The sequence below is a fragment of the Pseudomonas sp. EB271-G4-1 genome (assembly GCF_058791355.1).
This window is the reverse complement of the sequence record NZ_JBYTEO010000050.1, coordinates 1-13,424: the sequence shown is the minus strand read 5'-3', so window position 1 is coordinate 13,424 and position 13,424 is coordinate 1. Positions and strand designations below refer to the sequence as shown.

The following is a 13,424-nucleotide window of genomic DNA, read 5'->3' as shown; positions in this document are numbered from 1 at the left end:
CTGCGCTGCCGCCATTCCCCTTGGCGCTGCTTTTCGCTACCCTTCAGACTTTGATCGATACTGCTAAGCTCGTATTTCGGGTTCGCGCCTCCATTTTCGACATCTCAAGCCCCCGATCCAGCGTTGCCACCCCCGCTCCTGCCACTCTGGAGCCACGTTGTGACCTTGTGCCCGGGGCTTTGATGATTCGCATGCGCAGGCTCGCTCCCGGCAAAACCAGCCGATAGAAGTACCGACCGCTCATCGCTTTAGGAATGCTGCATGTCCACCCCCACAGTTCGCGAACAATTCCTTGTCATCAGTGCCCTCGGCGCCAACCCCATGGAGCTGACTAACGTCCTGTGCCGCGCCAGCCATGAAAATCGCTGCGCCGTGGTCACCTCCCGCCTGACGCGTCATGGCGAGTGCAGTGCGCTGGTCCTCGAAATCTCCGGCACCTGGGACGCCCTGGCTCGCCTGGAGGGCAGCCTGCCGACCTTGGCAAAACGGCACGCCTTTACCGTCAACGTGGTGCGCAGCGCTGCCCTGGAGAACCGTCCCCAGGCCCTGCCCTACGTGGCGTATGTCAGCTCTGCCTACCGCTCGGACATCATCAACGAGCTGTGCCAGTTCTTCATGGACCACAACGTCGAACTGGAAAACCTGACCTGTGACACCTACCAGGCACCCCAGACCGGCGGCACCATGCTCAATGCCACGTTTACCGTGACCTTGCCGGCCGGCGTGCAAATCAGCTGGTTGCGCGACCAGTTCCTGGACTTTGCCGACGCGCTGAACCTCGATGCCCTGATCGAACCGTGGCGCCCACAGAACCCAATGTAAGGAAACATCATGGCCGTTGCACTCGACCAACCGGTTGCCGATTTCGAAGCACCCGCCACCAGCGGGCAAACCGTGCGTCTCGCAGATCTAAAGGGCAAGCAGGTAGTGATCTACTTCTACCCCAAGGACAGCACGCCGGGCTGCACCACCCAAGGCCAGGGCTTTCGCGACCAACTGGACGCCTTCAAGGCCGCCAACACCGAGGTGTTCGGCGTGTCCCGCGATAGCCTCAAGTCCCACGAGAACTTCAAGGCCAAGCAGGCATTCACTTTCGAACTGATCAGCGACAAGGAAGAAGCGCTGTGCCAGCTGTTTGATGTGATCAAGCTGAAAAAGCTTTATGGCAAGGAATACATGGGCGTGGATCGCAGCACGTTCCTGATCGACAAAGATGGTGTGTTGCGCCAGGAATGGCGTGGCGTGAAGGTACCGGGGCATGTGGATGCGGTTCTCGCGGCGGCGCAGGCATTGAACAAGGCCTGATTTCTTCGATGCCTGTCTTGACGCTTTCGCGAGCAGGCTCGCTCCCACAGTTAAGCGGATCAACTGTGGGACCGAGCCTGCTCGGGAAGAGGCCATCAGCCCCACGAAATGATCGGGGATGATCGTTAAAGTAGCGGCGCCACGATCGGCTCCTTGCGCGGCCACGCATCCAATACGGCCTTGAACAGCGTCGCCAGGGGAATCGCGAAGAACACGCCCCAGAACCCCCACAGCCCGCCAAACAACAACACCGCGCAGATGATCGCCACTGGATGCAGGTTTACCGCTTCCGAGAACAACAGTGGCACCAGCACGTTGCCGTCCAGCGTCTGGATAATCCCGTAGACCGCCATCAAATAGATGAACTGATCGCTCCAGCCCCACTGGAACAGCGCAATCAGGAACACCGGCACGGTCACCACCACCGCCCCGACGTAGGGCACGACCACCGAGATGCCCACTAACAAGGCCAGCAGGGCCGCGTAGTTGAGTTCGAGGACGACAAAGGCGATGTAGGTCACCCCGCCGCAAATGAAAATCTCGATGACCTTGCCACGAATGTAGTTGGCGATCTGCCGGTTCATCTCGCGGCCGACGCGGGTGATCAGCGCGCGCTCACGGGGCAGGTAGCCGCGCACCCACTGGCCGATCATTTGCCGGTCCTTGAGAAAGAAGAACACCAGGATCGGCACCAGCACCAGGTAGATCATGATGTTGACCAGCAACGGCAGGCTCGACAGCGAAAACGTCAGCGCCCATTGGCCAAACTTGCCGATCTCGCCCCGCGCCGCTTCAATGGCCCGTAGCACCTGCTCATCGGACACCAGATGCGGATAGCGCTCAGGTAGTAGCAGCAACAGGGTTTGCCACTTGGCGAGCATGCCGGGCAATTCGTTGAACAACGTGATCAGTTGATGCCAGAGCAACGGCACCACGACCACGAGGAACACCAGCAGCAATCCCATGAACAGGGCGAAGACCAGCCCCACCGCGACCCCGCCCGGCACGCGCACTCGTTCCAGGCTCACCACCAGGCCCTGCATCAGGTAAGCCAGCACCATCCCCGCCAGCACTGGCGCCAGCATGCCGCCCAGGGTCAGCACGGCGGTAAATGCCAGGAACAACAGGACTGCCAGAACCACGGCTTCTTCGTCTGAGAAATAGCGCTGAATCCAGTCGCGCAACACTTTGAACATCAATAATCCTTAAGATCGAACGCAGCAGGTTTCAGGCTTTTTTCAACCAGTAACGGTAAATGCCCGCTTCATCTTCTTCACGAAGCAGCGTATGACCTGCCAATCGGGCAAAGGTGCGGAAATCACGCTGCGAGCCTGCATCGGTGGCAATGACCTTGAGCACCGCGCCACTGGCCATCCGGTTGAGCTCCATCTTGGCCTTGAGCAACGGCAGCGGGCAATTGAGGCCACTGGCGTCGAGTTCAACGTCATGGGCTACAGCGTCGATCATTGCATCACTCCGGTTCAGGTGGTTGAGCTGCCTAGAATATCTGGTCGCAAGGCTGGTGTCCGGCTACAGTAAGCTCTTTGTCGACTAAGGCCTTGTGCATGACTTTTTTGCGCCCCACCCTGCTGACGCTCGCTTGCCTGCTCGCCTCACCGAGCTTCGCCGACGACCTGCCGTCACTCGGTGACGCCAGTTCTGCCATCGTCTCGCCGCAACAGGAGTATCAGTTGGGCCGCGCCTGGCTTGCCCTGTTGCGCAGCCAGGTAGCACAGCTCAACGACCCGCAGCTCAAGGATTACGTTGAATCCAGCGTCTACCGCCTGGTGGAGACCAGCCAGGTCAATGACCGGCGCCTGGAGTTCATCCTGATCAACAGCCCACAGCTCAACGCGTTCGCGGCCCCAGGCGGGATCGTCGGGGTCAACGGCGGCCTGTTCCTCAATGCGCAGACCGAAGGCGAATATGCCTCGGTACTGGCTCACGAATTGGCTCACTTGTCGCAGCGCCACTTTGCCCGCGGTGTCGAGGCCCAGCAGCGCATGCAGGTACCGATGATGGCCGCGTTGCTGGCCGGCATCGTGATTGCCGCGGCCGGCGCCGGCGATGCCGGTATTGCGGCGATTGCAGGCACGCAGGCGGCGGCCATCCAGGAACAGCGGCGATTCTCTCGCCAAAACGAACAGGAAGCCGACCGCATCGGCATCCTCAACCTGGAAAAGGCCGGCTACGACCCCCGTTCCATGCCAACCATGTTCGAACGCCTGGGGCGTCAGTACCGCTTCGACGCCAAGCCACCGGAATTTTTGCTGACTCACCCGGTGACCGAATCGCGAATCGCCGACACCCGTAACCGTGCCGAGCAGGCCCCGCAGGGCGGCATCGAAGACACCCTGCGTTATCAGTTGATTCGTACGCGGGTTCAGTTGATCTACGAAGAAACCCCAGGCCTGGGCGCCAAGCGTTTCCGCGCCCTGCTGGAGGAAAATCCGAAAAACGATGCGGCGCGCTACGGTCTTGCGATTGCGCAGATCAAAGGCGGTCAACTGAACGAAGCACGGGAAAACCTCAAGCCGCTGCTGGCCAAGGCGCCGAACGAGATTATCTACAACCTCGCCCAGGTCGATTTGGACATCACCAACAATCGCCTGCCGGATGCACAGTCCAGGGTTGACCGGATGCTGACGCAATACCCCGGCAATTATCCACTGAACCAGGTACGCGTTGACCTGCTGCTGAAACAGAACCGCGCCGCCGATGCCGAGAAAGCACTCGAAGGCCTGCTCAAGTCGCGCCCGGACGATCCGGACGTGTGGTATCAGGTTGCCGAAACCCGAGGACTGTCAGGCAACATCATCGGCCTGCACCAGGCGCGTGCCGAGTATTTCGCGCTGGTGGGCGACTATCGCCAGGCCATCCAGCAACTCGATTTTGCCAAGCGCAAGGCCGGCAACAATTTCCCGCTGGCCTCGCGAATCGATGCCCGCCAGCGAGAGCTGATGGAGCAGGAACGCATGATCAAGGACATGATGGGCTGACGCTTCAACAAAACCCGGATAACACACAACCTGTAGGAGCTGCCGCAGGCTGCGATCTTTTGATTTTAATAAAGCAAGATCAAGAGATCGCAGCCTGCGGCAGCTCCTACAGGGAATGGCGTGAGACAGGTGAAAGCCCCCCCCAAAAAAAACCGCCTCTTTCGAGGCGGTTTTTCATTTAGCGAACCAGCTGTTTATTCAGCCAGCTTGAAGGTGATGAAGCTCGCACGGTTCTGGCGCAGCACGCGCATTGACACCGAGCGGTTCTTCGGCAACGCCTTGGCGATGTCCGTGAACTCCTTGGCCGAACCGATCGCCTGATTGTTCAGGTGAGTGATGATATCGCCTGGCTGCAGGCCGATCATCGATGCCGGGCCGTCCTGGACTTCCTTGATCACCACACCGCCCTTGAGGTCGTAGGTTTTCTTCTGTTCGTCCGTCAGCTCCGCCACGGAGACGCCCAGGCGGTTGCTGCTGCGCTCGATGCTCGACAGCGGCAGGTCGTCCAGCTCCTTACCTTCTTCCGGGATAGCGCCAACCGTCAGCTCGACATTCTTGCGCTTGCCTTCGCGGATCACTTCCAGATTAGCCTTGGAGCCCGCCTTCAAGGCGCCCACCAGGTGTGGCAGATCGGCGGACATGATGATCGGCTGGCCATTCATGCTCAGGATCACATCGCCGACTTGCAGTCCACCCTTGGCAGCCGGGCCGTCATCCTGGATCTGCGCAACGAGCGCACCGGCCGGCTTGTCCAGGCCAAACGATTCGGCCAGGTCCTTGCTCACTTCCTGGATCACCACACCCAACCATCCACGACTGACCTTGCCACCGCTTTTGAGCTGGTTGGAAACGTCCATCGCCACGTCGATAGGGATCGCGAACGATACGCCCATGAAGCCGCCGGAACGGGTATAGATCTGAGAGTTGATGCCGACCACCTCACCGTTGAGGTTGAACAACGGCCCACCCGAGTTACCCGGGTTGATCGCCACGTCGGTCTGGATGAACGGCACATAGTTTTCATTCGGCAGACTGCGGCCGACGGCACTGACGATGCCCTGGGTCACGGTGTGGTCGAAACCGAATGGCGAGCCGATGGCTACAACCCATTGCCCGGCTTTCAGATCCTGGGATTTGCCCAGCTTCAGGACCGGAAGATCCTTGCCTTCGACTTTTAGCAACGCCACATCGGATCGAGGATCGGTGCCGATGAGCTTGGCCTTCATTTCACTGCGGTCGGACAGACGCACGAGGATTTCGTCGGCATCGGCGATCACATGGTTATTGGTCAAGATGTAGCCGTCAGGCGAAATGATGAAACCTGAACCCAACGATTGCGCTTCGCGCTGACGATCGCCACGGGGGTACCGAGGCTGCGGCGGCATGCCACGCTCGAAAAACTCGCGCAGCATCGGCGGCAAGCCTTCGAGGTCAGGCATCTGCTGGTTCACTTTGCGGTCAGGCAGCTTTTGCGTGGTACTGATATTCACCACCGCAGGCGAAGCCTGTTCGACCAGTTGCGTGAAGTCAGGCAATTCGACCGCTTGAACGGCGACCGCCTGACCGAGCACCAGCACGGTGGCAAAAATGGAGAGGTAAGACTTCAAGCGTGGTATCGACATACGGCTCCCGTTACGACGAGCATGGTTAAGCGATATGGAGCAAGGAACACCGAGAAAGATACGCCGGTATTTTTGTTCCGGGAACAACAAACAAGGCCAGAGCCGAGGGGCTCTGACCTATAAAAAATATTGGAGGGATTTGCAAATTGAAATGCTCACGAAACATTTCGATTTCACGTCACTGCTGGGTTGCAGTAGCGTCGGTGCGCATGGATAACGCAATCCGTTCTGCAGTGCCTATGGGGATCTCGCCCACCACTGTCACAACCATCTCGCCTTGAGGCGTACTCAAACGCCGGGAAACGGCAACGGTTGGCCCCAGTTGAGTGCGTGTATCGGCAGCCCCGGACCCACTCAAAGGCTCAAGGAACACTGAAAACCGCGCCAGACCATCGTCATACATCAAGCTGCTGACCTGAGCCTTGGTCTCGGGATCCTTGCGGACCGTACTGCTGGTCAGCTCAAAACCAGGCGGCAACCAGTCCGAATGCCAGACCCGTGCATCCTTGACCGCCGAAGCCTTGTCGCTAACGAGCTTCACCGCCTTGCAATCCGCGCCTGGCTGCAGGTCACTGTCGGTCGGGACCGCGACGGGATCGAGTCGAGTAAACTGGAAGCGCTCCAGCAGCCGTCCCTTGTCATCGAGCAACAATGACTTGAGAGGCAGGCCGGTTTGTTGATCAAGATGCAGTTCAAAACCGTAGCGGTGCTGGTCACGCGGCGTCAGCGAAACAATCACTGCCGGGCGACCGGCCACGCGCGACTTGCCGATGACAGCAAGGTCATACCAATTCTTGAGCTTCTGTGGATCGAGTGCACGAGCAGCGGAGCTGGAAGTATCTCCCAGCCCTGCCATCAGGTTGCCGCTGACGCATTGAGTCTTTCCATCAACGCGCACGACTTCCTGGGCGGACCCGTCGAGCTGGACCAAACGCTCGCGGACCTGGCCATCCTGGACACGGTGCCAGATATTGTGGGTAGAGAAACTACCGTTACGCTCGTAGACGAAAGTACCTTGAAAGCTTTGCTGCTGCTCGGCTTGGCCCAGACGGGTCAACCAGTCTTGAGCCTGATCGGCGTGGGCTGGAACAACGAACCAGCCACTGAGCAATAGCGTAAGTAGAGGTATGGCGCGCATGATCCTCCTTATCGGTTTTCCAGGCTTGCTGCACGAGCGTAAGGCAGAGCGCTCTCAGTACCTTTCAGTGCAGCCTGTTGAGCATGTTGGCGCAAGTAGCCTGGCAGACGCTGATCGTTCAAGCCTGGTTGACCTTGCAATACGCCATTGGCCATGGGGCCAGTGGCTTCCGAATTCTCATTGTAGCCTGCCAGAACAGCCGGGCCCTTGACTTGTGGAACAGCCAGGCCAGGTTGAGTGGATTGCTGCGCCAGTTCAACGCCAGCGATCTCGTCCTGATTGTACAGACGAACACCTGCCAGTACCGCCAGTGTCACCGAAGCGGCAACGGCCAGGCGACCCAGGCTGCGCCATGGACCACGAGTGGCTTTTGCCGGTACGGCTTCATCAGCCAATGCAGCAGAAACAGCCGCGGCAATATCCAGGCGTGGCAGCAGGAGATCCTTGTGCATCACCGCCCGAGCGATCTGATAACGAGCCCAGGTTTCACGGGTTTCAACATCGTCGCAGGCATTCAATACCCGACGCAATTCCAATTCGTCCGCTTCGTTATCCATCACTGCGGACAGCGATTCCTGCAGGGCTTCACGACTCATGGCGTTCCTCTCTTGGCTGTCGCCGCTGTCTTTAGTTTTCCTGCAACAACGGCTGCAGGGCTTTATCGATGGCCTCCCGGGCGCGGAAAATCCGGGAGCGCACGGTACCCACCGGACACTGCATGACACTCGCAATGTCCTCGTAACTCAGACCATCGAATTCGCGTAAAGTTAACGCCGTACGCAAATCTTCTGGCAGTTGCTGAATGGTTCGATGGACAGTGCCTTCGATCTCATCCCGCAGCAAAGCCCGTTCTGGCGACTCGAGATCCTTCAGGCCATGATCGCCATCGTAGAACTCTGCATCCTCGGAACTGACATCGCTATCCGGCGGCCGACGGCCGCGTGAAACCAGATAGTTCTTCGCCGTGTTGATGGCGATGCGGTAAAGCCACGTATAAAACGCGCTGTCTCCGCGAAAATTACCAAGTGCGCGATAGGCCTTGATAAAGGCTTCCTGCGCTACATCCTGGGCTTCATGGGTGTCGTGCACGAAACGCACGATCAACCCGAGAATTTTGTGCTGGTATTTCAGCACTAGCAGATCGAATGCGCGCTTGTCGCCGCGTTGAACGCGTTCGACCAGCTGCTGATCCTCTTCCTGGGTTAGCATGAACACTCCTCGATAAGCTCGGAGGAGGCTTGCATTACTAAACGACCGGGCTTGCAAACATAGACTCGGGCTTTTCGCAAAAGTTCTCCCCCTCCAGGCAAGTTTCCTGCGGGCTCTGATTCGGCACGCACGAAAAGCGCAGCGCGAGATTCCCCGGCTGCGCGAATAATCTTGTCATCGGCTTGACCGGCAAGGACCCAACCGCGATCCAGCGATGAAACCGACACTGTCCCTTGATTCAGGCAACCGACTATTGATCTTGGGCCTTTGGCAAAAGTTCAAATATTTATAGCTTGGCAGAACCGACATTGTGCAACCCTGGAGCGAAAAAGAGTGTTAAATCCACGATACAGTTCGCTTGTAGCCGAACCGGTGGAAAAAACATCCGACGAAGCGTCACCAGTTTACCGTCACAGTAGTTTCACAATGCCATATCGGCTCGGCTATTGTGCCGCTCCCCCCCTCTATATACTAGTGGGCTGTGCGGCTGCCGGGCATGCCTGTCAAGATGTCTGGCGCCTACCCCGACCCGGGTCGCTTTGAGCGGAATCCTGAAATGAGCCAACAGTTTCAACACGATGTCCTGGTAATTGGCAGCGGTGCTGCCGGCTTGAGCCTTGCGCTGACCTTGCCGGGTCATTTGCGCATCGCCGTATTGAGCAAAGGCGACCTCGCCAATGGCTCGACGTTCTGGGCCCAGGGAGGGGTCGCCGCCGTCCTGGATGACACCGACACCGTCGAATCCCACGTCGATGACACCCTTAACGCCGGCGGCGGGTTGTGTCATGAAGACGCCGTGCGCTTCACCGTCGAGCACAGCAGAGAGGCCATTCAATGGCTGATCGACCAGGGCGTACCGTTCACCCGCGACGAACAGTCCGGCACTGAAGACGGTGGATTCGAGTTCCACCTGACCCGTGAAGGCGGTCATAGCCATCGCCGCATCATCCATGCAGCCGACGCCACCGGCGCAGCGATTTTTCGAACGCTGCTCACCCAAGCCCAACAACGGCCCAACATCGAGTTGCTGGAGCAACGAGTCGCGGTCGACCTGATTACCGAAAAGCGCCTGGGCCTGGAAGGTGATCGTTGCCTGGGAGCCTACGTGCTCAATCGCGGCACGGGGGAAGTCGACACCTACGGCGCCCGCTTCGTGATCCTTGCCACCGGCGGCGCAGCCAAGGTCTACCTTTATACCAGCAACCCCGATGGTGCCTGCGGTGATGGCATCGCCATGGCCTGGCGTTCGGGCTGCCGGGTGGCGAACCTGGAATTCAACCAGTTCCACCCTACCTGCCTGTATCACCCGCAAGCCAAGAGTTTCCTGATCACCGAAGCCTTGCGCGGAGAAGGTGCACACCTGAAGCTGCCCAATGGCGAACGCTTCATGCAGCGCTTCGACCCCCGGGCCGAACTGGCGCCGCGGGACATCGTCGCCCGGGCCATCGACCATGAGATGAAGCGACTGGGTATCGACTGCGTGTACCTGGACATCAGCCACAAGTCCGAAGCGTTCATCAAGTCGCACTTCCCGACGATGTACGAACGCTGCCTCGAATTTTCCATCGACATCACCAAACAGCCGATTCCGGTGGTTCCGGCGGCGCACTACACCTGTGGTGGCGTCATGGTCGATCAACACGGCCGCACCGATGTGCCAGGGCTGTACGCGATTGGCGAAACCAGCTTCACCGGCCTGCACGGTGCCAACCGCATGGCCAGCAACTCCTTGCTGGAGTGCTTCGTCTACGCTCGCTCGGCAGCGACTGACATCCTGGAACAGTTGCCGCAGGTGTCGGCCCCCGTTGCCCTGCCTGTCTGGGACGCGAGCCAGGTGACCGATTCCGATGAAGACGTGATCATTGCGCACAACTGGGATGAGTTGCGGCGATTCATGTGGGACTACGTCGGCATCGTGCGCACCAACAAGCGCCTGCAACGGGCCCAGCACCGCGTGCGCTTGCTGCTTGACGAAATCGATGAGTTCTACAGCAACTACAAGGTCAGCCGGGACTTGATCGAGTTGCGCAACCTGGCCCAGGTGGCCGAGTTGATGATTCGCTCAGCGATGGAGCGCAAGGAGAGTCGCGGCCTGCATTACACCCTCGATTATCCGAAGATGCTGCCGGTTGCCCTGGACACTATCCTGGTGCCGTCCACCTACGCCGAGTGAACTTGAGCCGCACCCGCAGGCGTCGGTGCACATCCGCCGCCTGCGAATCCCGGGGCACGCAAACAGTCCTGGTGCGCCGCTCACCCCGCAGGCGAAAACGCAGCACCACCGCCAATGGCAATGCCAGGCTGTCCGGGCGCAATTGCACCGACTGCCATCCCCGCGCCTGATTCCATAACTGCCAGCCATCGCCATCGCGTCGCAAACCGCAAAATGCTTGCGGGTGCGTCAACAGGATCTGACGAGGCAATACCCAAAAACCATGCAGCAGGCAGCAAAAAACGCCGGGCAGAGTGGCCCAGAGTGGCATGGCGAGAAGAAACAGCGAACCCAACGCGAACAGCTGGGCCACAAGATACGCCGCCAGCAACTGCCGCGAGGCATGCCAGCGGCATTCGAACCCGTTACTTGGGCTGGACACGGTCCAGGATCATGCGAACCATGCGCTGAAGCTCCGGATCTTCCGATTCGGCGCGTTCCATGAACCAGCCAAACATGTCCTGATCTTCGCATTCGAGCAGCCTGACGTAGCAGGCGCGATCAACATCGTTGAGGTGCGGATAAACCTCTTTCACAAATGGCACCAGCAGCACGTCAAGCTCAAGCATGCCGCGGCGGCTGTGCCAGTAGAGGCGATTCAGTTCAACATCTTCGACCATGGAGCGCTCCTCAAATAGGCCGCAAGTATACAGCGCCGCGCCTCATCGAACAGTCGGCTTTGGTCGGGCACGGACGATCCTTTGTGAACTACCCATTTCAAGGGCAGCCCCTTATCATGTCCGCCAGACTCTTTACCCTGCGATGACCCATGGCCGATTCTGCTTTTTTCTGCACGCTGTCTCATGAAGGTGTCCTGGCGGTCCGCGGCGCGGACGCCGGCAAGTTCCTGCAAGGCCAACTGACCTGCAACCTCAATTACCTGAGCGACACCCGGGCCAGCCTTGGCGCGCGTTGCACGCAAAAGGGCCGGATGCAGTCAAGCTTCCGCATCCTGCTTGAAGGTGACGGCGTACTCCTGGCGATGGCCAGCGGATTACTCGAACCGCAATTGGCGGACCTCAAGAAATACGCGGTGTTTTCCAAGTCCAAGTTGACCGATGAAAGCGCGGCCTGGGTTCGCTTCGGCGTCGAGCAAGGCGATGAGGCCTTGAAAAGCCTCGGCCTTGAACTGCCAGAAGACACCGACAGCGTCGTGCGTAATGACCGCTTGATCGCCATTCGCGTCTCGCCCGAACGCGCCGAGCTGTGGGTGGCGGCCGATCAAGCCGATGACATCAAGGGCAAACTGTCCGCCCAACTGAGCGAAGGGGAGCTCAATCAATGGCTTCTGGGCCAGGTTCGGGCCGGGATAGGCCAAGTGATGCCAAGCACCCGTGAGCTGTTCATTCCGCAGATGCTCAATCTGCAAGCCGTCGGCGGCGTGAGTTTCAAGAAAGGCTGCTATACCGGCCAGGAAATCGTCGCGCGCATGCAATACCTGGGCAAACTCAAGCGCCGCCTGTATCGCCTGCAACTGGTTGCCGACGAACTACCGGAGCCCGGCACCCAACTGTTTGCCCCCAGTCACGGCAGCTCGATCGGTGAAGTGGTGCTGGCCGCCAATGCTGCCGGTCACATCGAACTGCTGGCCGTGTTGCAAGCGGAAGCAGCCGAAGGCGGCGACATTCATCTGGGCGCCCTCGACGGCCCGGCCCTGCACTTGCTCGACCTGCCGTACGAACTGGACCGCGATCGCGAAATCCAGCGTTAAGCGCAGTACTTTTTTGCAACACCTAGAGAAGCGTAATGAGTGAGCTGGCGGAAAAGGTCCAACAGGATTTGGTTGAGGCCATCGATAACGATGACCTGGTTCTGCCAACGTTACCGGAAGTGGCTTTGCAGATTCGAAAGGCCGCCGAAGATCCGGAAATCAGTATCAGTAGCCTGAGCAAAGTGATTGGCCGCGATGCCGCGCTGTCGGCGCGGCTGATAAAGGTGGTCAATAGCCCACTGCTGCGCGCGGCGCAGGAAGTCACCGATTTGCACACGGCGATTACGCGCCTGGGCATCAACTACAGCAGCAACCTGGCCATCGGCCTGGTCATGGAACAGATTTTCCATGCCCGCTCCGAGGTAGTGGAACAGAAAATGCGCGATGTCTGGCGCAAAAGCCTGGAAATCGCCGGCGTCAGCTACGCGCTGTGCCGCCACTACACCCAGCTCAAGCCCGATAAGGCGGCCCTTGGCGGGCTGGTGCACCAGATCGGTATATTGCCGATCCTGACCTACGCCGAGGATCACTATGAACTGTTGTCCGATCCGGTCAGCCTCAATCATGTGATTGACCGCATACACCCATTGCTCGGCGACAAGCTGCTGCGCGTTTGGGAGTTTCCGGAACCACTGGTGCAGGTGCCGCAGCTTTACCTGGACTTCAAGCGACAGTCCGCGCAGATCGATTATGTCGACCTGGTTCAGGTGGCCAGCCTGTACTGCTTCAAAGACACCGAGCATCCGATCTCGCGAATCGACCCCTTCAGCGTACCGGCCTTCGTCAAGCTGGGGATCGATCCGGACGACAAGGCGATGTGCGCCGATCTGGAAGAAACGCGGTTGATGTTTTATTGATCGAACACCGCCCGCTCCTACAGGGTTCTCAAATAACCTTGTAGGAGCAAGCATGCTCCGGGCGGCGTTCCGACGATGGTCGTCAACGATAACGCTGGAAACCTGACACGCCCCCGCCCCCACAAACTATCGCCTACTCTGCAGAATCACAGCTGGGCCTTTTCACCCTTGCCCAAAAAAATCTGCGTCGGCAACTTAAAGCCACGCAACTTCAGCAACGCCAACGGCCCCGCCCCCAGTTCGGTGCGTAAATACCAGGTCAGGCCAATCCCATCCGGCGCCTTGAGCACCACGCGAAAACGGCTGTCGCCGTCGTCCAGCGGCGTGACCTGGGCTTGTTCCAGCAGGCGGATCAGGCCCCAGGTGCCTGC

At 59.1% G+C, this 13,424-nt stretch carries 14 protein-coding genes and 1 pseudogene; 6 read left to right on the top strand and 9 right to left on the bottom strand.

The annotated features are described in order from the left end of the window. Window positions 1–261 precede the first annotated feature (261 nt). Both AC3WWR_RS22360 and AC3WWR_RS22355 read left to right on the top strand, forming a co-directional pair. Window positions 262–822: a glycine cleavage system transcriptional repressor gene (locus AC3WWR_RS22360; protein WP_020797805.1), complete on the top strand. Its 561-nt coding sequence runs from the start codon at window positions 262–264 to the stop codon at window positions 820–822. Window positions 823–831: 9 nt separating this feature from the next. Further along, on the top strand, window positions 832–1,305 hold the full coding sequence (locus AC3WWR_RS22355) for a peroxiredoxin (protein WP_008055978.1): 474 nt from the start codon (window positions 832–834) through the stop codon (window positions 1,303–1,305). Between the two features lie 125 nt (window positions 1,306–1,430). Here AC3WWR_RS22355 and AC3WWR_RS22350 read toward each other — a convergent pair whose 3' ends face one another. Further along, window positions 1,431–2,501, bottom strand: a complete 1,071-nt coding sequence (locus AC3WWR_RS22350; protein ID WP_020797804.1) for an AI-2E family transporter — start codon at window positions 2,499–2,501, stop codon at window positions 1,431–1,433. Window positions 2,502–2,532: 31 nt separating this feature from the next. Then, window positions 2,533–2,772 carry a sulfurtransferase TusA family protein gene (locus AC3WWR_RS22345; protein ID WP_020797803.1) on the bottom strand — a complete coding sequence of 80 codons (240 nt, stop codon included), beginning with the start codon at window positions 2,770–2,772 and terminating at the stop codon, window positions 2,533–2,535. A 98-nt stretch (window positions 2,773–2,870) separates the two neighbouring features. Here AC3WWR_RS22345 and AC3WWR_RS22340 point away from each other — a divergent pair, with 98 nt between their 5' ends. After that, window positions 2,871–4,304 (top strand): M48 family metalloprotease, encoded by a 1,434-nt coding sequence (locus tag AC3WWR_RS22340; protein WP_492599060.1) that lies wholly within the window; start codon window positions 2,871–2,873, stop codon window positions 4,302–4,304. Between the two features lie 194 nt (window positions 4,305–4,498). On the opposite strand, the gene AC3WWR_RS22335 is transcribed toward AC3WWR_RS22340, so the two are convergent. The 4 genes from AC3WWR_RS22335 to rpoE all read right to left on the bottom strand — a co-directional run bounded on the left by AC3WWR_RS22335 (window position 4,499) and on the right by rpoE (window position 8,273). Beyond that, a complete protein-coding gene (locus tag AC3WWR_RS22335) occupies window positions 4,499–5,926 on the bottom strand; it encodes a DegQ family serine endoprotease (RefSeq protein ID WP_020797801.1) in 1,428 nt (475 codons plus the stop codon). A gap of 178 nt (window positions 5,927–6,104) precedes the next feature. Then, window positions 6,105–7,064 (bottom strand): MucB/RseB C-terminal domain-containing protein, encoded by a 960-nt coding sequence (locus tag AC3WWR_RS22330; protein WP_083348388.1) that lies wholly within the window; start codon window positions 7,062–7,064, stop codon window positions 6,105–6,107. An 8-nt stretch (window positions 7,065–7,072) separates the two neighbouring features. Beyond that, window positions 7,073–7,660: a sigma-E factor negative regulatory protein gene (locus AC3WWR_RS22325; RefSeq protein ID WP_033044142.1), complete on the bottom strand. Its 588-nt coding sequence runs from the start codon at window positions 7,658–7,660 to the stop codon at window positions 7,073–7,075. Between the two features lie 31 nt (window positions 7,661–7,691). Continuing rightward, window positions 7,692–8,273, bottom strand: coding sequence for an RNA polymerase sigma factor RpoE/AlgU (rpoE, locus tag AC3WWR_RS22320; protein WP_003172477.1), 582 nt, complete (start codon window positions 8,271–8,273; stop codon window positions 7,692–7,694). A 556-nt stretch (window positions 8,274–8,829) separates the two neighbouring features. Here rpoE and nadB point away from each other — a divergent pair. Beyond that, window positions 8,830–10,446 (top strand): L-aspartate oxidase, encoded by a 1,617-nt coding sequence (gene nadB, locus AC3WWR_RS22315; protein WP_492599059.1) that lies wholly within the window; start codon window positions 8,830–8,832, stop codon window positions 10,444–10,446. Here nadB and AC3WWR_RS22310 read toward each other — a convergent pair. Together AC3WWR_RS22310 and AC3WWR_RS22305 are read right to left on the bottom strand one after the other, a co-directional pair. After that, window positions 10,415–10,867: a protein YgfX gene (locus AC3WWR_RS22310; RefSeq protein WP_432669147.1), complete on the bottom strand. Its 453-nt coding sequence runs from the start codon at window positions 10,865–10,867 to the stop codon at window positions 10,415–10,417. The genes nadB and AC3WWR_RS22310 overlap by 32 nt on opposite strands. Continuing rightward, window positions 10,851–11,105 (bottom strand): FAD assembly factor SdhE, encoded by a 255-nt coding sequence (locus tag AC3WWR_RS22305; RefSeq protein WP_020797795.1) that lies wholly within the window; start codon window positions 11,103–11,105, stop codon window positions 10,851–10,853. Before AC3WWR_RS22305 ends, AC3WWR_RS22310 begins: the two co-directional genes overlap by 17 nt. A gap of 149 nt (window positions 11,106–11,254) precedes the next feature. Here AC3WWR_RS22305 and ygfZ point away from each other — a divergent pair, with 149 nt between their 5' ends. Together ygfZ and AC3WWR_RS22295 are read left to right on the top strand one after the other, a co-directional pair. Further along, window positions 11,255–12,196: a CAF17-like 4Fe-4S cluster assembly/insertion protein YgfZ gene (gene ygfZ, locus AC3WWR_RS22300; RefSeq protein ID WP_033044144.1), complete on the top strand. Its 942-nt coding sequence runs from the start codon at window positions 11,255–11,257 to the stop codon at window positions 12,194–12,196. A 35-nt stretch (window positions 12,197–12,231) separates the two neighbouring features. After that, window positions 12,232–13,053 (top strand): HDOD domain-containing protein, encoded by an 822-nt coding sequence (locus AC3WWR_RS22295; protein ID WP_083348387.1) that lies wholly within the window; start codon window positions 12,232–12,234, stop codon window positions 13,051–13,053. Between the two features lie 146 nt (window positions 13,054–13,199). Here the strand turns inward: AC3WWR_RS22295 and AC3WWR_RS22290 are convergent. Further along, a pseudogene (locus AC3WWR_RS22290) lies at window positions 13,200–13,424 on the bottom strand (type VI secretion IcmF C-terminal domain-containing protein); the annotation flags it as partial.

Coding starts and splice junctions, on each gene's coding strand:
- AC3WWR_RS22360 (WP_020797805.1), top strand. CDS start 262: ATGTCCACCCCCACAGTTCGCGAACAATTCCTTGTCATCAGTGCCCTC.
- AC3WWR_RS22355 (WP_008055978.1), top strand. CDS start 832: ATGGCCGTTGCACTCGACCAACCGGTTGCCGATTTCGAAGCACCCGCC.
- AC3WWR_RS22350 (WP_020797804.1), bottom strand. CDS start 2,501: ATGTTCAAAGTGTTGCGCGACTGGATTCAGCGCTATTTCTCAGACGAA.
- AC3WWR_RS22345 (WP_020797803.1), bottom strand. CDS start 2,772: ATGATCGACGCTGTAGCCCATGACGTTGAACTCGACGCCAGTGGCCTC.
- AC3WWR_RS22340 (WP_492599060.1), top strand. CDS start 2,871: ATGACTTTTTTGCGCCCCACCCTGCTGACGCTCGCTTGCCTGCTCGCC.
- AC3WWR_RS22335 (WP_020797801.1), bottom strand. CDS start 5,926: ATGTCGATACCACGCTTGAAGTCTTACCTCTCCATTTTTGCCACCGTG.
- AC3WWR_RS22330 (WP_083348388.1), bottom strand. CDS start 7,064: ATGCGCGCCATACCTCTACTTACGCTATTGCTCAGTGGCTGGTTCGTT.
- AC3WWR_RS22325 (WP_033044142.1), bottom strand. CDS start 7,660: ATGAGTCGTGAAGCCCTGCAGGAATCGCTGTCCGCAGTGATGGATAAC.
- rpoE (WP_003172477.1), bottom strand. CDS start 8,273: ATGCTAACCCAGGAAGAGGATCAGCAGCTGGTCGAACGCGTTCAACGC.
- nadB (WP_492599059.1), top strand. CDS start 8,830: ATGAGCCAACAGTTTCAACACGATGTCCTGGTAATTGGCAGCGGTGCT.
- AC3WWR_RS22305 (WP_020797795.1), bottom strand. CDS start 11,105: ATGGTCGAAGATGTTGAACTGAATCGCCTCTACTGGCACAGCCGCCGC.
- ygfZ (WP_033044144.1), top strand. CDS start 11,255: ATGGCCGATTCTGCTTTTTTCTGCACGCTGTCTCATGAAGGTGTCCTG.
- AC3WWR_RS22295 (WP_083348387.1), top strand. CDS start 12,232: ATGAGTGAGCTGGCGGAAAAGGTCCAACAGGATTTGGTTGAGGCCATC.